This is a genomic window from Mycobacterium sp. URHB0021 (assembly GCF_054057895.1).
This window is the reverse complement of record NZ_JBSRZT010000002.1, coordinates 5,368,182-5,388,934: the sequence shown is the minus strand read 5'-3', so window position 1 is coordinate 5,388,934 and position 20,753 is coordinate 5,368,182. Positions and strand designations below refer to the sequence as shown.

Here is a 20,753-nt window from a genome sequence, read left to right as displayed (position 1 = left end):
AAACGCAGTAGCGTCGTAGCCGAAACAACCACTCAGCATTGTCTTGGACCAGGCCAACGGTCGCAAAACCTTTGCGGCCCTGCCTTGTCGAAGGAGGAAACGGCGAGTGGACGGATTCCCGATAATGGGCATCCCCGACACCGGGGATACGGCATGGATGCTGGCGTCATCAGCGCTCGTGCTGCTGATGACGCCAGGTCTGGCGTTCTTCTACGGCGGCATGGTGCGCGCCAAGGGCGTCCTCAACATGATCATGATGAGCATCAGCGCGATGGGTGTCGTGACGGTGCTGTGGGTGCTGTACGGCTACTCGATGGCATTCGGCAACGACGTTGGCAATCTGTTCGGTAACCCGGCGCAGTACTTCGGCCTCAAAGGCCTCATTGCCGGCAATGCCTCAGCGGCGGTTGTCGCCGATCCGTCGGCCGGAGTCGAGGCCGCAGACGCCGTCAACATTCCACTCGCCGGGACGATCCCGCAGCTCGTGTTCGTGATGTTCCAGTTGATGTTCGCGATCATCACCGTCGCGCTGGTCTCCGGCGCCGTCGCCGATCGGCTCAAGTTCGGCTCCTGGTTGGTCTTCGCGGGCTTGTGGGCGACGTTCGTCTACTTCCCGGTTGCGCACTGGGTCTTCGCGTTCGATGGGTTCACCGCCGAGACCGGTGGCTGGATCGCCAACAAGCTCAAGGCGATCGACTTCGCCGGTGGTACGGCGGTCCATATCAACTCTGGCGCCGCGGGTCTGGCGTTGTGCCTCGTGCTCGGTCGGCGTAAGGGTTGGCCCACCTCTCCGATGCGGCCGCACAACTTACCGTTCGTGATGCTGGGTGCCGGTCTGCTGTGGTTCGGCTGGTATGGGTTCAACGCCGGTTCGGCCCTGAGCTCGGGTGGTATCGCCGCGACGACGTTCGTGACCACCACCGTGGCGACCGGAACCGCCATGCTCGCCTGGCTTCTCGTCGAGAAGATCCGTGACGGTCACCCAACCACCCTGGGCGCGGCCTCGGGCATTGTCGCCGGCCTGGTCGCGATCACGCCTTCCTGTTCATCGGTCAACGTGTTCGGCGCGCTCGTCGTCGGATTCCTCGGCGGCGCGATCTGTGCGCTGGCGGTCGGGCTGAAATTCAAATTCGGCTTCGACGATGCACTCGACGTGGTCGGGGTTCACATGGTCGGTGGTCTCACCGGCACCCTGCTGATCGGCTTCCTCGCCACTCCGGAGGCGCCCGCTGCCGTCAAGGGCCTCTTCTACGGCGGTGGATTCGATCAACTGTGGCGCCAGGCGGTGGGCGCGTTCGCAGTTCTTGCGTACTCGTTCATCGTTACGACTATCTTGGCGTACATCCTGAAGTTCACCATCGGCCTGCGCCTGGGTGAAGAAGACGAGGCCGACGGCATCGACGAGGCAGAGCATGCCGAAACCGGCTACGACTTCGCAACTGTCGGAAGCAGCTCGGTTCTCGGCCGCAGCTCGGAGGAATGAGGGAAATGAAGCTGATCACTGCGATCGTCAAGCCGTTCACGCTCGAGGACGTCAAGACCGGCCTTGAGCAGACGGGAATTCTCGGAATGACCGTCAGCGAAGTGCAGGGCTACGGACGCCAAAAGGGCCACACCGAGGTGTATCGCGGCGCGGAGTATTCGGTCGATTTCGTGCCGAAGGTCCGCGTCGAGGTCGTGGTCGACGACTCCGCCGTCGACAAGGTGGTGGATGTCATCGTCCAGGCCGCACGCACCGGCAAGATCGGTGACGGCAAGGTCTGGGTGAGCCCGGTCGACACCGTGGTCCGGGTGCGCACCGGCGAGCGGGGTGCCGACGCCCTTTGAGCCATCCGTCAGTTGAGACGCCGTCTCCCGGCAATGCACCGTGTGAGCGCTGATAGTCAGGCCGGGGGAGGACACGAAATGGCAAAGCAGAGACCAGATCCCGCCTCCGGGGCCCCTCGTTGGGAGGGGCCGGCGGCGGGCTTGTCGCGTCCGGCCACCGATCTGGCGGCCGCGGCCGGACAGCTGCTCAAGGGTGGTTCGCGTCAGCTGGATTCGGCCGCACTGCGAGATGCGTTACTGGACCTGCACGAGTTCTGGCTCACTACCAAGGCCACCGAGATCGGCATCACGCCCACCAGCGGCTTCGCGATTGTCGCCACCGGCGGGCTGGGACGTGGCGAGCTGTTGCCGTATTCGGATCTCGACCTGATGCTGCTACACGACAACATGCCCGGTGACGCGGTGAGTCAGGTCGCCGAGTTGTTGTGGTATCCGTTGTGGGACGCCAACATTCGGATCGACCACAGCGTGCGTACGGTGCCGGAGGCAATCACGGTCGCCGGTGAGGACATCTCCGCGGGACTGGCCATGCTGGAGGCGCGGCACATCGCGGGCGACTCCGATCTGTCGACCCTGCTGGTCGGCGGCGCTCGTCGGCAATGGCGCACCGGGATCGCCTCTCGTTTCGACGAACTCGTCGCGCACACCGAGGCACGGTGGCAGCGCAGCGGCCAGATCGCGCACCGCGCCGAGCCTGATCTCAAGGGCGGCCGCGGTGGACTCCGCGACATCCAGCTGCTCAACGCGCTGGCGATCGCGCAACTGGCCGACGTCTACCCGAGCCGCTCGTTGGCCTCACCGATCGCCACCCTGGGCGAGGCGCACCTGGCGCTGCTCGACGTCCGCACCGAACTGCACCGGGTATCCGGCCGCGGCCGCGAACTATTGCTCGCCCAACACGCCGACGAGATCGGTGCCGCCCTGCGCATCGGCGACCGATTCGACTTGGCACGCGTGATCTCGGACGCCGCGCGGACCATCAGTTTCTACGTCGACGCCGGGCTGCGCACCGCCGCGAATGCGCTGCCGCGGCGCGGCCTGGCCGCCTTCCGCCGGCCCGTGCGCCGTCCAGTCGACGAGGGCGTCATCGAATTCGCCGGTGAGGTGATCCTGGCGCGTGATGCCCGGCCCGAGCGCGACCCCGGCCTGATCCTGCGTGTCGCGGCCGCGTCGGCCACCACCGGTCTGCCCATGGCTGCCTCCACGCTCGCCCGCCTGTCCGAGACCGCACCGGAGCTGCGGATGCCCTGGCCGCGGCAGGCCCTCAAGGATCTGCTGGTGCTGCTGGCGGCCGGACCACCGGCGACCTCGACCATCGAGGCGCTCGACCGCACCGGACTGTGGGGCCGGTTGTTCCCCGAGTGGGGCGCGGTCCGCGACCTGCCCCCGCGCGACGTCGTGCACATCTGGACGGTGGATCGCCACCTCGTCGAAACCGTTTCGCGGGCAAGCGCTTTCACTACCCGGGTGTCCCGGCCCGACCTGCTGGTGCTCGGCGGACTGGTGCACGACATCGGCAAGGGCCGCGGCGGCGACCACAGCATCATCGGCGCGGAGTTGGCCACGCAGATCGGCACGCGGCTGGGGCTGTGGCCCTCCGACGTCGAGCTGCTCTCCACGATGGTCCGCCACCACCTGCTGCTGCCGCACACCGCGACCCGTCGTGATCTGCAGGACCCGAAGACCATCGCCGAGGTCGTCGACACGTTGGGCGGGGACTGGGTCCTGCTCGAGCTGTTGGCAGTGCTGGCCGAGGCCGATTCGCTGGCTACCGGCCCGGGCGTGTGGGGGGACTGGAAGGCGTCGCTGATCGGCGACCTGGTCCGCCGCTGCCGTCTGGTGATGGCGGGCGAACCGCTTCCGCAACCCGATCCCATCGATCCGCGTTTCCTGTCGCTCGCCTCCGACGGCGTGCACGTCGAGCTGACGCCGGGGGGCAGTCCGCACATCTACAACGTCACGATGATCGCGCCCGACCGCCGCGGATTGCTGTCGAAAGCCGCCGGGGTGCTCGCGCTGAACTCCCTGCGCGTGCACTCGGCATCCGTGAACGGGCACGACGGGTCGGCCATCACCACCTTCGTGGTATCGCCACACTTCGGGTCCCCGCCCGCCGCCGAACTGCTGCGGCAGCAGTTCATCCTCGCCCTGGAGGGGGAACCCGACGTGCTGGCGTCGCTGGATCGCCGCGACCGCGACGCCGCCCAATACGGCACCGGACGCGCGGGTGAGACGCCGGCCGGGGTGCCGATCAACCATGCCCCGGCACCGCCGCGGATCCTGTGGTCGGACGGCGCGGCGCCGGGCGAGCTGATCGTGCAGATCCGCGCCACCGACCGGGCCGGCCTGCTGGCCCGGCTGACGGCGGTGTTCGAACGCGACGGCGTGGACATCGCCTGGGCCAAGGTCACCACCCTGGGGTCGTCGGTCGTCGACGTGTTCGGCATCACCACCGTCGGAGACGCCGGCGAGGTCCGCGCCGACCTGGAGCGCGACCTGTTCGCCGTGCTACCGGCGCCGGCGCCGGCGAAGCGGGTTTCCGAGGCCAGTTAGGGCCGGCCGTTCCGGGCCCACCCGCGTGCGGGGCGAGAGCGCAGACACTCAGGGAAGTAGGCTTGCGGCGTGTTTGAATCGCTATCCGACCGGCTGACCGGCGCCCTGCAGGGGCTGCGCGGCAAAGGGCGGTTGACCGACGCCGATATCGACGCGACGGCCCGCGAGATCCGGCTGGCGCTGCTGGAGGCCGACGTATCGCTGCCCGTGGTGCGCGGGTTCGTCGCCCGCATCAAGGACCGCGCCAGGGGCGCCGAGGTTTCCGGCGCGCTCAACCCCGCCCAGCAGGTCGTCAAGATCGTCAACGAGGAACTCGTCGCCATCCTCGGCGGCCAGACTCGTCAGCTGGCGTTCGCCAAGACCCCGCCGACGGTGATCATGCTCGCCGGTCTGCAGGGCTCCGGTAAGACGACATTGGCCGGCAAGCTCGCGAAATGGCTTCGCGAACAAGGTCATACGCCCCTGCTCGTCGCATGTGACCTGCAGCGGCCCGGTGCCGTCAACCAGTTGCAGATTGTCGGGGAACGCGCCGGTGTCCAGGTGTTCGCGCCCCATCCGGGCGTTGGACCGGACGGCCGCAGTGGCGATGGACAGGCCGGTCCCGCAGATCCGGTCGCCGTCGCCGCGGCCGGTCTGGCCGAGGCCAGGGCCAAGCACTACGACGTCGTTGTTGTGGACACCGCGGGCCGACTGGGCATCGACGACGAGCTGATGGGTCAGGCGGCCGCCATCCGGCGGGCGGTCGACCCCGACGAGGTGCTGTTCGTGCTGGACGCGATGATCGGCCAGGACGCCGTGACCACCGCGGAGGCGTTCCGCGAAGGCGTCGGCTTCACCGGCGTCGTGCTGACCAAGCTGGACGGCGACGCCCGCGGTGGCGCGGCCCTGTCGGTGCGCGAGGTGACCGGCGTGCCGATCCTGTTCGCGTCCGCCGGTGAGAAGCTCGAAGACTTCGACATCTTCCACCCCGACCGGATGGCCGGCCGGATCCTCGGCATGGGCGACGTGCTCACCCTGATCGAGCAGGCCGAGCAGCACTTCGACGCCCAGAAGGCCGAGGAGGCGGCGGCCAAGATCGGCTCCGGGGAGCTGACCCTGGAGGACTTCCTCGAGCAGATGCTGGCCATCCGCAAGATGGGCCCCATCGGCAACCTGCTCGGCATGCTGCCCGGCGCCGGGCAGATGAAGGACGCGCTCGCCGCCGTCGACGACAGCCAGCTCGACCGGGTCCAGGCCATCATCCGGGGCATGACGCCCGCCGAACGGGCCGACCCGAAGATCATCAACGGCTCACGACGGCTGCGGATCGCCAACGGCTCCGGGGTGACGGTCGGGGAGGTCAACCAGCTCGTCGACCGGTTCTTCGAGGCGCGCAAGATGATGTCGCAGATGGCCGGACAGATGGGAATGCCGTTCGGCCGCAAGGGTTCCACCACCCGCAAGGCGGCGAAGAACAAGAAAAAGGGCAAGAAGGGCGGGCGAGGACCGACACCGCCCAAGACGCGCAATCCGTTGGGCGCAGCCGGGATGGCTGGAATGCCGCCCGGGTTCCCCGACCTGTCGAACATGCCGAAGGGCCTCGATGAGCTGCCGCCGGGCCTGGCCGACATCGACCTGTCGAAGCTCAAATTCCCCAAAAACTGAGCCGGACAACTGATTTGACCTCGAGCACAGCTCTGCATGTTCGTGGCCGCGGATTGCCGGACGGAGAGCCGGTGGAGTGGTGGATCGTGGACGGCCACCTCAGTGTCGAGCCCGTCGGTCCCGCCGAGACCGTCTTCGATGGCGGCTGGATCCTGCCGGGACTGGTCGACGCGCACTGCCACGTCGGGCTCGGCGAGCACGGGGAGATCGAACTCGACGAAGCGGTCACGCAGGCGGAGACCGAGCGGGCCGCCGGCGCGCTGCTGCTGCGTGACTGCGGTTCGCCCACCGACACCCGTAGCCTCGACGACCACCCCGACCTGCCGACGATCATCCGCGCCGGGCGGCATCTGGCCCGGCCGAAGCGGTATCAGCGCGGCTTCGCGATCGAACTCGGCGATGAGTGGCAACTGCCCGACGCGGTGGCCGAGCAGGCGCGCTGGGGCGACGGCTGGGTCAAGCTGGTCGGCGACTGGATCGACCGCGGGATCGGCGATCTCGCGCCGCTGTGGTCCGACGACGTGCTCGAGGCGGCGATCGAGGCCGCCCACGCCAACGGGGCCCGCGTCACCGCGCACGTGTTCAGCGAGGACGCCCTGCCGGCGCTGATCAGGGCGGGCATCGACTGCATCGAGCACGGCACGGGGCTCACGGACGACACCGTCGACCTGATGGTGCAACACGGCACCGCACTGGTGCCCACGCTGATCAACGTGGAGAACTTTCCCGGCTTCGCCGATGCCGCGAGTAAATACCCGGTGTACGAGCGCCACATGCGGGAGTTGTACAAGTCCTGCTATCCGCGGATCGCGGCAGCCCGCGAAGCCGGTGTGCCGATCTATGCGGGCACCGATGCGGGCAGCACGATCGCGCACGGCCGCATCGCCGACGAGATCGAGGCGCTCAAGGGCGTCGGCATGACGCCGACCGAGGCGCTCGGTGCGGCGTCGTGGGATGCCCGCGCGTGGCTGGGCCGGCCCGGGCTGGAGCACGGCGCGCCTGCCGACCTGGTGTGCTACACCGAGGATCCGCGGACCGGCGTCGGCGTGGTCGACGATCCCGCCGCGGTGATCCTGCGCGGCCGTGTCTATTAGCTGCGAAGGTGCACGAACTCGCGGTTCGCCCGGCGTGTCGGCCGCAGACACGCACGCTCGCATGAGTGAAGGCGACTACGGGGATTGGCTGAAACCCCAGTCGAAGAGCCCGATGGCCTGCCCGTAGAGATCGCCCGTGCCGTACATCTCGACCACGATCAGCCGCCGGTTGCCCCGCTGGGCGGCCGTGACGAAGGTATTGCGCGCCAGGTTGGTGAAGCCGGTCTTGCCGGCGAACGTGCCGGGATAGCGCGTCAGCAGCTGATTTTGGTTGGTGATGGTCTTGCCGGGAAACTGCGCGGACTGCTGCCGCATTATGGCGGCGATCAGCGGGTAGGCCAGCGCGGTGCGGTAGATGACGGCGAGGTCATGGGGAGTGGTGATCGATTCCCATCCCGGCCCGTCGAGCCCGGACGGTGACGAGGCCTTGGTGCTCCGAGCGCCCAGGCTTGCGGCCTTGCGGTTCATCGCAGCGACCGCAACCTGCTGCCCGCCGAGCATGTCGGCGAGCATGTTGGCGGCGTCATTTCCCGACACCATCAGCAGCGCTTCCAGCAGCTGGAGTGTGGTGTAGGCCTGGCCGGGCTTCAACCCCACACAGGAGCACTCGACCTCGGTGTGAGACTGGTTGGCGCGCGCGAAGTTGTCTGGCCGAAGGTGTTCGAGTACCACCATGGCGAGCAGCGGCTTGATGGTACTGGCCGGTGCGTGCGGTTCATAGGGGTTGCGGGAGGCCAGGATTCGCCCGGTGTCGAGGTCGGCGAGCAGCCATGCCTCGGCGGGGCCGTCCGGAATCGCCACCGTGCCTGCGGGCTCGATGCCGGGTTCGGCCGACGCCGCCGCGGTGGCTACGACCGTCAGCAGAAGCGCGGTAGCCAACGTGGCCAACACTTTTCGCACGGCCGCTGAGCGTAACCGGTGCGGACATTTATTTCGGTGGCGCCGAGATCTCGGATCCGTTGCAGATCAAGAACTTTTGATACCGCTAGGTTTTAGAGCGAACCAACGCTGACCTGACGGTCCTGGGCGAAGCCCCAGTCCAGCAGGCCGGCGGCCTGGTCCCAGTACGTCGGGCCGCCTTCCTTGATCAGGCCGTACATCATTGCGATCACCAGACGACGCCCGTCGCGGTCGGCGGCGGCGACGAACGTCTTCTTCGCCGCGTCGGTGAAGCCGGTCTTGCCGCCGAGCGTGCCGGGGTAGCGGTGCAGCAGTTCGTCCTCGTTCACGATCGGCCTGTCGCCGGCGTCGGACGGGAACATCGCCGCGGGCTGCGCGGTGATCTGGGCGAACGTCGCATTGGCCATCGCGGCCCGGAAGATGATCGCCAGATCGCGGGGTGTGGTGGCGCCGGAGCCACCAGGGCCGTCCAGGCCGGACGGGGTGCTCGCGTGCGTGTTCAGCGCGCCGAGGGAGGCCGCCTTGGCATTCATCTTCGCCACCGCGGTGTCATACCCGCCGATCATGTCCGCCAGCGCATTGGCCGCATCGTTGCCCGACATCAGCAGCACCGCGTCGAGCAGTTGGCGTGCGGTGTAGGTGCGGCCGGGTTTGATCCCGGCGCAGCTGCACTCGACATGAGTGTCCGCGTCGGTGCCGACAACCGTCGCGTTCAGGTCGGGCAGCTCATCGAGTGCCGTCAGCGCCAGCAAGGTCTTGATCGTGCTGGCCGGTGGGTGGGCGACGTCCATCTCGCGGCCGGCCAGGACCTGACCGGTGTCCATATCGGCGACGATCCATCCCGGGGCGGGCCCATCGGGGACCGGCACACTGCCGACGGGCTGAATGTCGGCATCCGCCGATGCGATCGGCGCCACGGACCCGAAGACCACAGCCAGACAAGCGGCGACTACCGCAACGAACCTACCCATGGATACAGCAGCTTAACCCCGATGACTGATTGACGCCCTGCCGGTGTTGAATCGACGCATGTTGAGCCTGGAAGAGATCTCCGACCGCCTCGAACTCGGGAAGTTGCTCATCGACTACTCGGAGGCCGTCGACGGCCGTCGCTTCGACGAACTCGACGAACTCTTCACGGCTGACGCCTACATCGACTACCGCGCCACCGGCGGAGTCGACGGCACGTATCCGGAGGTCAAGAAGTGGTTGGCGGAAGTCCTGCCTACGTACTTCTCGGTGACCTCGCACATGTTGGGGTTGCCGTCGCTGCGCATCGATGGTGACCGTGCGACGGGCCGGACCTTCTGCTTCAACCCGATGGTGCTCAAGGGCGACAAGCTGGCCATCATGCAGGTCGGCGTCTGGTACGAGGATGAGTTCGTTCGCACTGCCCAGGGCTGGCGGATGAGCAGGCGCGTCGAGGAGAAGTGCTTCGACAAGGTGATCTGACTCCGGCACGCGGTGCGCTGAGGCAGGAATTTCACTGGTAGCGCCTGGTCTGGCACAATGGGCGGCTGTCTGCTCGCAACCCGCTCGTCATGACTCGGAGTGATCCGCCTCCGGCTCCTCCCTGGGCGCTTGCGCGGTGGTCACACACGTAAGGCAAAACCGGGTCAGGGCGTCCGCCCCGATCGCTGAATTGCAGCGTGGCAACCTCAGGAGAAGTGCTTCATCATGGCTGTGAAAATCAAGCTCACCCGGCTCGGCAAGATCCGCAATCCCCAGTACCGAATCGCCGTTGCCGATGCGCGTACGCGCCGCGACGGCCGCTCGATCGAGGTCATCGGCCGCTACCACCCGAAGGAAGACCCGAGCCTCATCGAGATCGACTCGGAGCGCGCCCAGTACTGGCTCGGAGTCGGTGCCCAGCCCACCGAACCCGTCCTGGCGCTGCTGAAGATCACCGGTGACTGGCAGAAGTTCAAGGGTCTGCCCGGTGCCGAGGGCACGCTGAAGGTCAAGGAGCCCAAGCCCAGCAAGCTGGACCTGTTCAACGCCGCGTTGGCGGCGGCGGACGGAGCGCCGTCGGGCGAGGCGACCCAGCCCAAGAAGAAGAAGGCGCCCGCCAAGGCGCCTGCCAAGAATGCCGAGCAGACCCCACAGGTTGCCGACACGACCGAGCCCAAGGCCGACGCGCCGGCCGAGCAGGCCGCACCGGCGGAGTCGGCTGCGCCGGCCGAGTCGGCGGCGTCGGCCGAGACCACCGAGAGCTGAGCGCGGCGATGAGCTCTGTCGTCGTCGACGCCGTCGAGCACCTCGTTCGCGGGATCGTGGACAACCCCGATGATGTTCGGGTCGACATGGTGACCAGCCGCCGAGGGCGGACCGTCGAGGTGCACGTGCACCCTGAGGACCTTGGCAAGGTCATCGGTCGGGGCGGGCGCACCGCGACGGCGCTGCGCACACTGGTCGCAGGCATCGGCGGCCGCGGCATCCGCGTCGACGTGGTGGACACCGACCAGTAGCAGTGGACCTCGTAGTCGGGCGGGTCGTCAAAGCGCACGGCATCACCGGTGAGGTCGTCGTCGACGTCCGCACCGACGATCCCGACGGCCGGTTCGCGCCGGGCAGCACCCTGCGGGGGCGAGCCAAGGGTGGCGCCGTGCGCGACTACGTCGTCGAGTCCGCCCGCGACCACGGTGGCCGGCTGCTGGTCCGGCTCGCGGGCGTGGCCGACCGCGACACGGCCGATTCGTTGCGCGGCAGCCTCTTCATCGTGGACTCGGCAGACCTCCCGCCGATCGACGATCCCGACGAGTACTACGACCACCAGCTGGAGGGCCTTCGGGTGCGCACCGTGGCCGGTGTCGAGATCGGGACGGTCGCGGAGGTCCTGCACACCGCCGCGGGCGAGTTGCTGTCGATCAGGGGAGAAGGCGACGACGGCGAGGTGTTGGTGCCGTTCGTCAGCGCCATCGTGACATCGGTATCACTGGAGGATCAGACCATCGAGATCGATCCGCCCAAGGGTCTGCTGGAACTGAGCTGAGCGGACGTCATGCGAATCGACATCGTCACGATCTTTCCGGAATATCTGGACCCGTTGCGACAGTCGTTGCCGGGCAAAGCAATCGAAGCAGGCATCGTGCAGCTGGCCGTCCACGATCTACGGCGCTGGACCCGCGATGCGCACCGTTCGGTCGACGACTCGCCGTACGGCGGCGGGCCCGGCATGGTGATGAAGGCTCCGGTGTGGGGCGAGGCGCTGGACGAAATCTGTTCGGCGGACTCGCTTCTGGTGGTGCCGACGCCCGCGGGCCGGCTCTTCACCCAGGTGGACGCGCAGCGGTGGACCGCCGAGAGGCACGTGGTCTTCGCCTGCGGTCGGTACGAGGGCATCGACCAACGGGTGATCGACGACGCCGCCCGACGGATGCGCGTCGAGGAGGTCTCGATCGGCGACTACGTGCTGCCGGGAGGGGAGTCGGCGGCGTTGGTCATGATCGAGGCCGTCGTGCGGCTGCTTCCCGATGTTCTCGGCAATCCTGCTTCACATCAGAATGATTCGCATTCAGTGCAGAATCTGGGTCTGCTCGAAGGGCCCAGCTACACTCGGCCGCCGAGCTGGCGGGGCCTGGATGTGCCCGAGGTATTGCTGTCGGGCGATCATGCGAAGGTCGACGCCTGGCGGCGCGAACAGGGACTGCAGCGGACGCGGGAGCGGCGTCCCGATCTGCTCGGCTAAATCCGCCCGCCCGGGAACATCGTCTTGACGGCCTGGGTGATCGTGTTGCGTGCGGTGATGTCATTGGTCGGCTGCATCGAGCCGATCACCATCACATACCGACGATTGGCGCCGATCACGCCGGTGGACATGTGCATCCAGTTGCCGCCGTTCCAGCAGCACATCCAGCCCTGCTTGACGGCGACCGGTTCGGCATAGAGCCCATCGGGGATGCCGAACCGCTGCGGGTACCCGTCGATGCCGTTTGGCGTGGACTGCGCGAGATTGGACATGATGACGCTGGCCTGTTCTGGCGGGAGCCCGCCAGTGCCATTGAGCAGCATGTCGTAGTAGTGGACCAGATCGGTGGGGGTGCTCGTGGTGTTGAACCAGCGCCCGTTGTAGGGCGCCTTGGTGGCGCCCAGCCCATAACGCGCGGTGACTCGCGAGATGATCGCGCTGCCGCCGCTGCGGTTCCAGAAGTTCTCGGCGGCGTTGTCGTCGGAGGACCGCAGCATGACGTCCAGCGCCTGCCGGTCGGTGGGGGAGAGCTGGGTCTGGCCCTTCGACTCCTGCAGCAGCAGGTCGTCGGCGATGAAGAGTTTGGCCACCGAGGCGATGGGCAGTGAGTCGTTGCCGCTGGAAATGGTCTGGCCGGTGTTGCGGTCGAGCACCGTCAGGGAGATGTCCGCACCCGCCTTGGCGGCGTCGGAACTGGCCTGCGCGGCACGTGCCTGCAACCCGTCGAACGTGGCGGCCGGCTCGTCAGGCGGGGCCTCCGGCAGCGGGGCCATGGTTCCCATGGGGGCGACCACGGTCAGCTGCGGGCCAGCCGCTTCCGGCGGTGTACCGTACACCTTGGCCTCGCAACCTGCGACAACCGGGACCACAGCGGCGACCGCTGCGATCGCCGTGACCAGCCTCGACGGCCGCCGTCGCATGACCCCTCCCTCAGTGTTTTCCAACCGAACCCGGGCCTGCCGCATGGTTCCCACGGGTGAGCCAAGCCTAACGGTTGGGAGGATGATCCGCCTGCTTAGGCTCCCTATGCGTTTCGGGTCCGCGCGGCCACGATCCGGGGCTCTTCACCGGATTTCGAAGTTCGACGCCCATCTGGCACAATTGAGCAGTTGTCTGCAGGACGTGGGGAGGCGAAAACTCCACCCGCTGCGAGATGCACCCAGATCCGCCCGAATACATCGGCTCGGCCCGTGACCCCTCGCGAAGCCACCCAGGAGCCGCCAACAACAAGGAAGTGTCACCGATGAACACGCTGGATTTCGTCGATCAGACGTCGCTTCGCGACGACGTCCCGGACTTCAGCCCCGGCGACACCGTGAACGTGCATGTGAAGGTCATCGAGGGTTCCAAGGAACGGATCCAGGTCTTCAAGGGTGTCGTTCTGCGTCGGCAGGGCGGCGGGATCCGCGAGACCTTCACGGTGCGCAAGGAAAGCTACGGCGTCGGCGTCGAGCGGACCTTCCCCGTGCATTCGCCCAACATCGATCACATCGACGTCGTCACCCGTGGTGACGTGCGCCGCGCGAAGCTGTACTACCTGCGTGAGCTGCGTGGCAAGAAGGCCAAGATCAAGGAGAAGCGCTGACTTCGGTTTCGAACGGAGTCTGATCCTTGGAAGACGAGCAGCGCGGCGGTGAGCATCGCGCTGACTACTCTGATGCGGTGACCGGATCTACCGAACCCGACGGGTCCCCCGCTGAGCACGCGCTCGACACGGACCAGTCGGATACCGACGGAAAGCACGCGCTGACCGACGAGCCACCGAAGAAGCGCGGAGCGGTGCGCGAAGGCGCCATCCTCATCGCCATCGCCCTGGTCCTGTACTACGTCATGCTGACGTTTGTCGCCCGGCCGTATCTGATCCCGTCGGAGTCGATGGAGCCGACACTGCACGGCTGCACCGGATGCGTCGGTGACCGGATCATGGTGGACAAGGTGACGTACCGGTTCTCCTCCCCGCAGCCCGGCGATGTGATCGTGTTCAAGGGTCCGCCCAATTGGAACATCGGATACAAGTCGATTCGGTCGACCAATACCGCAGTCCGCTTTGTGCAGAACGCGCTTTCGTTCGTAGGCTTCGTGCCGCCCGACGAAAATGACCTGGTGAAGCGCGTGATCGCGGTCGGCGGGCAGACGGTCGAGTGCAGGATGAACACCGGGCTGACGGTGGACGGCAAGCGGCTCAACGAGCCGTTCCTGAACTTCGTGACGATGAACGTCGATCCCACCAATCCCTACGCCGCTTGTCTCGGCAACGAGTTCGGGCCGGTGAAGGTGCCCGAGGGCCGGCTGTGGGTGATGGGCGACAACCGCACCCATTCCGCCGATTCCCGGGCGCACTGCGCCAACACGCCGGTTGACGCACAGCGCGGATTGCTGTGTACGGGGGACCCGACACTCGGCACGGTGCCGGTGGACAATGTCATTGGAAAGGCACGGTTCATCGCATGGCCGCCGTCGCGTTGGGGTGGAGTGGCTTCGGTGAATCCGCAGACGACCTCCTAGGAGCTGCACTTGCCGGCGACTTGGCCTCCGCGAACGGTGATCCGGAAGTCTTCCGGCCTGCGCACGCTGGAATCGGCGCTGTACCGCGGCGGTCTTGGACCGGTGGCCGGCGTCGACGAGGTCGGTCGTGGCGCATGCGCGGGTCCGCTGGTGGTGGCGGCGTGTGTGCTCGGACCAAACCGACTGGAGAGCCTCGCCGCATTGGACGACTCGAAGAAACTGAACGAGAAAGAACGCGAGCGGCTGTTCCCCCTGATCCGGCGGTATGCGCTGGCGTATCACGTGGTGTTCATCCCGTCGGTGGAGGTGGACCGGCGCGGCGTGCACGTGGCCAACATCGAGGGCATGCGGCGGGCGGTGGCGGGTCTGATGGTCCGGCCCGGCTACGTACTGTCCGACGGATTCCGGGTACCCGGCCTGCCGATGCCCTCGCTCCCGGTGGTCGGCGGTGATGCGGCCGCGGCCTGCATCGCCGCGGCCAGCGTGCTGGCCAAGGTCAGCCGGGATCGGCTGATGGTGAAGATGGAGGCCGAGCACCCGGGATACGGTTTCGCCGAGCACAAGGGTTACAGCACGCCGGCGCACAGCGCGGCGCTGGCCGACCTGGGGCCGTGCAGCCAGCACCGGTATTCGTTCATCAACGTGCGCCGGCTCGTCACGGTGGACAGTGAGCTGGGCCCGGTGTTGGTGCCTGAAGACGTAGCTGACTGGGGACCTGAGCAGCGCAGTGAACTCGGGTAGGGGATGATGGGATCAGATGAATATGAAGGACAGCTGAGCGGATGAGTGCCGAAGATCTCGAGAAGTACGAAACCGAGATGGAGCTCTCGCTCTACCGCGAATACAAGGACATCGTCGGGCAGTTCAGCTACGTCGTGGAGACCGAGCGGCGGTTCTACCTGGCCAACAGTGTCGAATTGGTGCCCCGCAATTCGGAGGGTGAGGTCTACTTCGAACTGCGCCTCGCCGACGCCTGGGTGTGGGACATGTACCGGCCCGCGCGGTTCGTCAAACAGGTGCGGGTGATCACGTTCAAGGACGTCAACATCGAAGAGGTCGAGAAGCCCGAGCTGCGCCTGCCGGAGTAGGCTTCGCGGTCGCGCCGCTATGCTGCGACCGTGGACGGACCACTGTTGCCCGGCTACCGGCGCCAGTGGATCGAGACCGAGCCCGGCGTTCGGATTTTGGTGGTCACCGGTGGTGACGGGCCCGGGCGGCCGCCGCTTCTGCTTCTTCACGGCCATCCGCAGACCCACGCGATCTGGCACCGGGTGGCCCCCGCTCTGGCACAGATCCACACCCTTGTCCTGCCGGATCTCCGTGGCTACGGCGATTCGTCGAAACCGGCGGGGGACGAGCGCCACCAGGCCTACTCGAAGCGGACGATGGCCAACGACATGGTGGCGGTGATGAACAGACTCGGACATCGACGCTTCGCTGTGCTGGCCCACGACCGCGGAGCTCGGGTGGCGCACCGGATGGCCGCCGACCACCCCGATGCCGTGAGCCGAATGGCGCTCCTCGACATCGCCCCGACGCTGGCGATGTACGAACAGACCACCGAGGCCTTCGCACGTGCCTATTGGCACTGGTTCTTCCTGATTCAGCCGGCGCCGTTGCCCGAACGGCTCATCGAAGCCGACCCCGGCGGCTACCTGAACTTCGTGATGCGCCGCCGGCCCGGCAGGGATCCGTTCGATCCGCGGGCCTTCGCGGAATACCGGCGGTGCCTCGCGTTGCCGGGAAGCGCACACGGGACATGCGAGGACTACCGCGCCGCGGCAGGGATCGACCTCGAGCATGATCGCGCCGATCGCGACGCGGGTCGCAAAATCGCACTTCCCCTCATGGTGCTGTGGGGAGCCGACGGAATCATCGCGCGTTGCTTCGATCCGCTCGCCGAGTGGCGCCGTGTCGCCGCCGACGTCCGCGGTGGCGCCGTGCCGTGCGGTCACTACATTCCCGAGGAAGCTCCCGATGCGCTTCTCGCCGAAGTGATCCCGTTCCTGACCGCCGCTGGACCGGAAGCAGGCCACCATCACTGAGTTGCCGTCGGCGTCGCCGAATGGCAACCTGATGAAATTGTGACATCACCATAAATCGCCCCCTACCGCGTCGACATCGAGCGTGAACCCCACATCCGTTGCGCGATGAATCCGGGCGAAGCGGAAGGCCATAGTGCCGGTCACGCGGCGGTAGCGGCCACCGCGATGCGGGTCGTCAATGCGCTTCCGTTCGTCGTCGACGCGACACCAGGGCTGCTGAGTTCGCTCGAAACATGCCGAGCACGCTGGCGCGGTACGCATTCGGCAACTCCGCGCGGCATTGCGTCACGGACATGAATCAGCGACGCGCGGGTCCCGATGTCGCGAAATACGTTCTTCGGAATCCGCTCTGAATTTGCACTTCGTCACCGAAGCGGTCCAGGACGTTGGTGTTCCCCCAACTCAACGCGTCCAGCTTCTCCGTCGGTGACCCTTGGGGGCGCAGCACCTTCATCCATCCGGCCGACCTTTCGTCGCCTAACCCCTGGCCACGGGGTCGGCCCTGCGCATATCAACTCTTGGGCGTTGACCGCGATCAGTGTGGATTGTTGACGACCCACGAGAGGCAACCGGGGTGGTGACGGCAAGCGATGATTTCGTTGGCGCTGGGCGCAGACCCCGCGACCCGCGGGGGGCCGGAAGGCAGGCTACAACTTTGGAGGTACGGCTGGAGCGGCATCACGCCGTCGTAGCAACCCGAGGGCGCAGCGCTGCCCTGGGCGGCAGTGCCTATCGCAAAGGGCGTCAGCGCGATGAGGAAAAGGAGTGCCGCTAATGTGCTCACGGCCATTCGCTTCAGTATTCGGACTACATGCATAACAACCGTTTGAACCGTTTTGGTCGGCTAATTATTCCGCCGTGATGGCGCGATTCGTTCCTTGCGTTGACGCCCTCTGGCCGCATCGTCATGGACGAACAAAGTTTACGTTCTCACACCGAGCGCACCCTTCAGACCTGGAGATGGCCTGTCCCATGAGAGCGGCGCCGACCGACGCCGGCATGGGAGCGGGCAGGGACGCCACGCCGTATCCGATGCTGAAAATGCTGCATGCGACGCACCGGTCCCCCCGGCTGGCCGGAGGTGGGAATCCTACCAACGCCCAAGAGGGTCAACAGATTTACAGTGCGTGTTCATTTGACGCCGTGAAAAGCCGTATTCGCTGACCACGAGACGTTCTCCACCCGGTGCTATGAGGCGATCGTGCGGCCGCTGCAGGGACCGACCATCCCTCGAGATCCAGGGCGAGCATCACGTCGACCGCAAGCTGCATGAGTTCGCCTTCGCGGGCGCGTCGAGATCCGCAAACCCTTGGCAGCGAGAAGCGGGTGCCTGCCATCGGGATGAACGAAAGTTCGCCGACACCAATGTGTTCCGCGTCGATCGGCCCAAACGTCCGCGAGCAGAATGCATTCATCCGCGGTGTGCATTCCTGCCCGGGTGCGCCGCTGGCCCGAGCGGAGGGCCGGATATTGCTCAACCGAATCGTCGACCGAATGGCGGGAATCACGATCTCCGAGGATCATCAGGACAGGCTCGCGGCGATCTCGTCGAAGGCGGCGATGGTCGGGAACAGCTTGGTGGCGTCCTGGGGGAGCGGCCAACTCGACAGCTTCGCCGCCACCACACCGGCGGACCGGTTGACATAGATCATCTGGCCGTGAATTCCCAGGCACAGCAATACGTTGTCGCCGGCGTGCGGGAACCAGCACTGATTCCGGTACATCCCGCCGGGCATCCGGTTGTCGTCCGGGCTGGCGGCGAAGGCCTCCCGCGAATCGGCGCCGCCGGCGAACGTGTCGGCGATCCAGGACGCGGGCACCACCTGTTCACCGGTCAACGAGGCCCCGTCGTTGAGAAACAGCGAACCGAATCTGACCAGATCGCGCAACGACGCGTTGATGCCGCCGTCGAACATGCCGGTGCCGACGGAGTCGACACCGATGGTGGCATCGTTCTCGGCCCCCAGCCTGCTCCACAACAGTGATGACATCAACTCCGGCATCGGCATGCCGCCGACGGCCTCGCAGACCCAGCCGAGCACATCGGTTTCGCACGATCGGTAGTGGAAGGGACCGCCGTGCGGCGACTCCTGCCGCAGAGTGAGGAGAAAGTCGTACATGGTGGTCGGGAGGTCGGGAACCGTTCGCGGCGCCCACCCGATGGCCTGCTCGAGAAGCCTCACCTCGGCCAACGGGTTCAGGTAATCCTCGGAGAATGCGATCCCCGATCGCATGTCGAGCAGCTGTCGTACCGTCGCGCCCGCGTACCCCGAGGTGGCGAGCCCGGGCACATAGGTGGTCAGCAATGCATCGACGTCCAGTGCGCCGCTTCCGGTCAGTGCACCCGCGACCTGGGCGATCAACGACTTGCTCACCGACATCAGCAGGTGTGAGGTGTCAGCGGCCATTCCGCCGTAGTAGTGCTCCTCGATCACTTGCCCGTGCTGGGTGACGATCCAGCCATCGGTCGCGGTGGCCGCCATCACCGTGCCCACGGTGGACCGCTTCCCGTTGGTCTCATCCTCCACCGGAATGTCGGACAGCTCGCCCGGCGCCGACGGAAGCGCCACGACCGGGCCAGTGCCGCGAGAGATCACGGCAACCGGCAGAAACTCGGCTACGTGCTGGAAGGTCCAGTGCAGTTGTGACGCCGACTGCCAATTCGCCAGGGTCACGTCGGTCGGGACGCGCCCCGGGTTGCCACCGAGCACCATGGCGACGACTGTAGTTGCTCCCGCCCGCCTCCCCGAAGCTCAGCCCGATTTCAGCCCGACATTGGCCGGTGGGGTGGCGGGCTCGGTGATCGGGGTACCCGCGTATTGGGTGCGAATCGAGTCGATCAGATGACGCGCCCGGATCGCGAGCGCCGTTTTGCCGCCGTTGTCGACCTGTAGCCGGCCCTTGGTGACGAGCACGCCGAGGTCGGCCCCCTTCCAGCGGTAGTCGCCGGGACCGTAGATGCGCAGGAAGAACACCTCGGACTCGTTCTGCAGCTGGTGCCAGTCCAACGCCGCTCGCCGGAACACCAGCGCCCCGGACTTGTCGAGTGCGTACTGGCCGGTGCGCGGCGTCGCCGTGAGTTGCTGGACGATGTCGTCGGTTTCCTTCATGACCATCTGGCTCCAGACGTCGGCGGACGCCAACTCCTCCCAGCGGTCGTTGATCTCGTCGATGTCGAGGTCGAAATCGACGTTCATGTATTCGAGGATGTGGAACAGGAACAGCGGCACGTCGGCGTACGCTCCCGCCGTCACATTGGTGATCGACGACGCGCCGCTGATTCGCGGGTTCAACTCGCCGAGGTACACCTCACCGGTGTCGGTGTCGACCAGCACATCCACTTCGAAGAATCCGCGATACCCCTCCTTGGCCAGCCGGTCACCGAGTCGCCGGACCAACTGCGTTGCCGTTCGGCGGCTTTCGCCCGTCAGCACTTCGGGAAACATCTCGTTGCCGCACCATCCGCCACGGGACGGCGTGAGTTTCTTGTATCCGATCAGCTCCGACATGAAAGGGCCGACGACGGTCCCACACCGGGTGAGCACCGCCTCCACCGCTACAGGCCGGTTGTTGATCCGGCGCATGACCTTGATCTCCTCGCCGACGATGTCGGCGGAGTGCTTCTTCCAGTCGGCTTCCGAAGAGATGAAGAACGTGGTCTTGCCGGAGTCGCCGTAGGGGGTCTGCACCACGAGTTCGTCGCCTAAACCCGCCTTTTCGGCCACCGCCCGGAGTCCGGCCCAGTCGTCGACGCGGGTGAGTACGTTGGGCACGCTCGGCGCACCCGCATCGTTGCCGAGTCGGGTGGTCACTATCTTGGAGTCGAGGTGCTGACGGAGGCTGGCCGCCGGCAGGATCAGGTCATAGCCGAGTTCTTTGCAGATGTCCTCGGTTTCGCTGTCGAAGAAGACCATTGCCACCTTGGGCCGGACGCCCCGGGGAGTCGCGGCGTCGATGTAGGCACGTACCTCCGGATTGGTCAACAGCCAATTGTTGATCTCCTCGCCACTCTCGAACTCCTGATACGGCTTGTCCTTCGGGGTGAAGACGCGCGGGTGGGCGCCGTCCCAGGCGTCGTAGTAGGTGACGTAGGAAAAATTGCGCACCCAGCGGTCGAGGCCCAACAAGTTGAACGGTGTGGCGCCGAAGAAGATGATGGGCACGTCATTCGTCCGGAAGAAGTGCCGTACCTCGGAGATGTTTTTCAGCCTGCGCCGCTGTTGCGTCGTGCCTGAGGCGAAGGCAGCGTCCGTTCCCACGCTGATCTCGCGGGACTTCGCCTGTGTGGCCTTCGCCGTCGCGCGCTGTGCGGTTGCCCGTTTGGCCGGAGACGGTTTGACCGCAGGCGCCTTCTTCGCCATCGTCTTCGACGAACGTCGTGCTCGAACGGGCCGGTCAGTCATGGCGTGCACCTCGCTGTACGTCGGATAGTCCGACCCTAGGACGCCGGAAACGCGAATGGACCGGGTTGGCCGGAAGTGCCACATGAAATGCTGC

Annotated in this window: 20 protein-coding genes and 2 pseudogenes; 17 read left to right on the top strand and 5 right to left on the bottom strand. The window is 66.5% G+C overall.

Features of this window, described 5'->3' with window-relative positions; translation table 11 throughout:
• Positions 1–106: 106 nt before the first annotated feature.
• From ACVWWN_RS28970 to ACVWWN_RS28950, 5 genes are all read left to right on the top strand, one after another.
• Positions 107–1,483 (top strand): ammonium transporter, encoded by a 1,377-nt coding sequence (locus ACVWWN_RS28970; RefSeq protein ID WP_457146937.1) that lies wholly within the window; start codon positions 107–109, stop codon positions 1,481–1,483.
• Positions 1,484–1,488: 5 nt separating this feature from the next.
• Positions 1,489–1,827, top strand: a complete 339-nt coding sequence (locus tag ACVWWN_RS28965) for a P-II family nitrogen regulator (protein WP_003881099.1) — start codon at positions 1,489–1,491, stop codon at positions 1,825–1,827.
• A 78-nt stretch (positions 1,828–1,905) separates the two neighbouring features.
• The gene (locus ACVWWN_RS28960) at positions 1,906–4,380 is read left to right on the top strand and encodes a [protein-PII] uridylyltransferase (RefSeq protein ID WP_457146936.1); all 2,475 of its coding nucleotides are present in this window, start codon (positions 1,906–1,908) and stop codon (positions 4,378–4,380) included.
• A 69-nt stretch (positions 4,381–4,449) separates the two neighbouring features.
• Entirely contained in the window at positions 4,450–6,024 is a 1,575-nt protein-coding gene (gene ffh / locus ACVWWN_RS28955) for a signal recognition particle protein (protein ID WP_457146935.1), read from the top strand.
• Positions 6,021–7,118 carry a metal-dependent hydrolase family protein gene (locus ACVWWN_RS28950; RefSeq protein WP_457149318.1) on the top strand — a complete coding sequence of 366 codons (1,098 nt, stop codon included), beginning with the start codon at positions 6,021–6,023 and terminating at the stop codon, positions 7,116–7,118. Before ffh ends, ACVWWN_RS28950 begins: the two co-directional genes overlap by 4 nt.
• Before the next feature lie 75 nt (positions 7,119–7,193).
• Here ACVWWN_RS28950 and ACVWWN_RS28945 read toward each other — a convergent pair whose 3' ends face one another.
• Positions 7,194–8,018, bottom strand: coding sequence for a D-alanyl-D-alanine carboxypeptidase family protein (locus ACVWWN_RS28945; RefSeq protein ID WP_457146934.1), 825 nt, complete (start codon positions 8,016–8,018; stop codon positions 7,194–7,196).
• 92 nt (positions 8,019–8,110) lie between these two features.
• Positions 8,111–8,989, bottom strand: a complete 879-nt coding sequence (locus ACVWWN_RS28940; RefSeq protein WP_457146933.1) for a D-alanyl-D-alanine carboxypeptidase family protein — start codon at positions 8,987–8,989, stop codon at positions 8,111–8,113.
• A 58-nt stretch (positions 8,990–9,047) separates the two neighbouring features.
• Here ACVWWN_RS28940 and ACVWWN_RS28935 point away from each other — a divergent pair, with 58 nt between their 5' ends.
• The 5 genes from ACVWWN_RS28935 (at position 9,048) to trmD (ending at position 11,706) form a co-directional block, all read left to right on the top strand.
• Positions 9,048–9,470 carry a nuclear transport factor 2 family protein gene (locus ACVWWN_RS28935; RefSeq protein ID WP_457146932.1) on the top strand — a complete coding sequence of 141 codons (423 nt, stop codon included), beginning with the start codon at positions 9,048–9,050 and terminating at the stop codon, positions 9,468–9,470.
• A 225-nt stretch (positions 9,471–9,695) separates the two neighbouring features.
• Positions 9,696–10,235, top strand: coding sequence for a 30S ribosomal protein S16 (gene rpsP / locus ACVWWN_RS28930; RefSeq protein ID WP_457146931.1), 540 nt, complete (start codon positions 9,696–9,698; stop codon positions 10,233–10,235).
• A gap of 8 nt (positions 10,236–10,243) precedes the next feature.
• Positions 10,244–10,486 carry an RNA-binding protein gene (locus tag ACVWWN_RS28925; protein ID WP_099040063.1) on the top strand — a complete coding sequence of 81 codons (243 nt, stop codon included), beginning with the start codon at positions 10,244–10,246 and terminating at the stop codon, positions 10,484–10,486.
• A 2-nt stretch (positions 10,487–10,488) separates the two neighbouring features.
• Positions 10,489–11,010: a ribosome maturation factor RimM gene (gene rimM / locus ACVWWN_RS28920; RefSeq protein ID WP_457146930.1), complete on the top strand. Its 522-nt coding sequence runs from the start codon at positions 10,489–10,491 to the stop codon at positions 11,008–11,010.
• 9 nt (positions 11,011–11,019) lie between these two features.
• Positions 11,020–11,706: a tRNA (guanosine(37)-N1)-methyltransferase TrmD gene (gene trmD / locus ACVWWN_RS28915; RefSeq protein ID WP_457146929.1), complete on the top strand. Its 687-nt coding sequence runs from the start codon at positions 11,020–11,022 to the stop codon at positions 11,704–11,706.
• Here the strand turns inward: trmD and ACVWWN_RS28910 are convergent.
• Complete coding sequence (locus ACVWWN_RS28910; protein WP_457146928.1) at positions 11,703–12,626, bottom strand: serine hydrolase; 924 nt, start codon at positions 12,624–12,626, stop codon at positions 11,703–11,705. The two genes, trmD and ACVWWN_RS28910, sit on opposite strands and share 4 nt — an antisense overlap.
• Before the next feature lie 323 nt (positions 12,627–12,949).
• On the opposite strand from ACVWWN_RS28910, the gene rplS reads away from it, so the two are divergent.
• The 7 genes and pseudogenes from rplS to ACVWWN_RS28875 all read left to right on the top strand — a co-directional run.
• On the top strand, positions 12,950–13,291 hold the full coding sequence (rplS, locus tag ACVWWN_RS28905; protein ID WP_457149317.1) for a 50S ribosomal protein L19: 342 nt from the start codon (positions 12,950–12,952) through the stop codon (positions 13,289–13,291).
• A gap of 77 nt (positions 13,292–13,368) precedes the next feature.
• Entirely contained in the window at positions 13,369–14,211 is an 843-nt protein-coding gene (gene lepB / locus ACVWWN_RS28900) for a signal peptidase I (RefSeq protein WP_457146927.1), read from the top strand.
• Positions 14,212–14,220: 9 nt separating this feature from the next.
• Positions 14,221–14,952, top strand: a complete 732-nt coding sequence (locus tag ACVWWN_RS28895) for a ribonuclease HII (protein ID WP_457146926.1) — start codon at positions 14,221–14,223, stop codon at positions 14,950–14,952.
• A 41-nt stretch (positions 14,953–14,993) separates the two neighbouring features.
• Positions 14,994–15,299 (top strand): DUF2469 domain-containing protein, encoded by a 306-nt coding sequence (locus ACVWWN_RS28890; protein WP_015306240.1) that lies wholly within the window; start codon positions 14,994–14,996, stop codon positions 15,297–15,299.
• A gap of 30 nt (positions 15,300–15,329) precedes the next feature.
• A complete protein-coding gene (locus tag ACVWWN_RS28885) occupies positions 15,330–16,256 on the top strand; it encodes an alpha/beta fold hydrolase (RefSeq protein WP_457146925.1) in 927 nt (308 codons plus the stop codon).
• A gap of 57 nt (positions 16,257–16,313) precedes the next feature.
• Positions 16,314–16,519, top strand: a pseudogene (locus tag ACVWWN_RS28880) (dihydrodipicolinate reductase); the annotation flags it as partial.
• A 1,062-nt stretch (positions 16,520–17,581) separates the two neighbouring features.
• Positions 17,582–17,780 (top strand): annotated as a pseudogene (locus ACVWWN_RS28875) (cytochrome P450); the annotation flags it as partial.
• On the opposite strand, the gene ACVWWN_RS28870 reads toward ACVWWN_RS28875, so the two are convergent.
• Entirely contained in the window at positions 17,780–18,970 is a 1,191-nt protein-coding gene (locus ACVWWN_RS28870) for a serine hydrolase domain-containing protein (RefSeq protein WP_457146924.1), read from the bottom strand. The pseudogene ACVWWN_RS28875 and the gene ACVWWN_RS28870 sit on opposite strands and share 1 nt — an antisense overlap.
• 39 nt (positions 18,971–19,009) lie before the next feature.
• Positions 19,010–20,659, bottom strand: a complete 1,650-nt coding sequence (locus ACVWWN_RS28865) for a biotin carboxylase (protein ID WP_457146923.1) — start codon at positions 20,657–20,659, stop codon at positions 19,010–19,012.
• Positions 20,660–20,753: the final 94 nt, after the last annotated feature.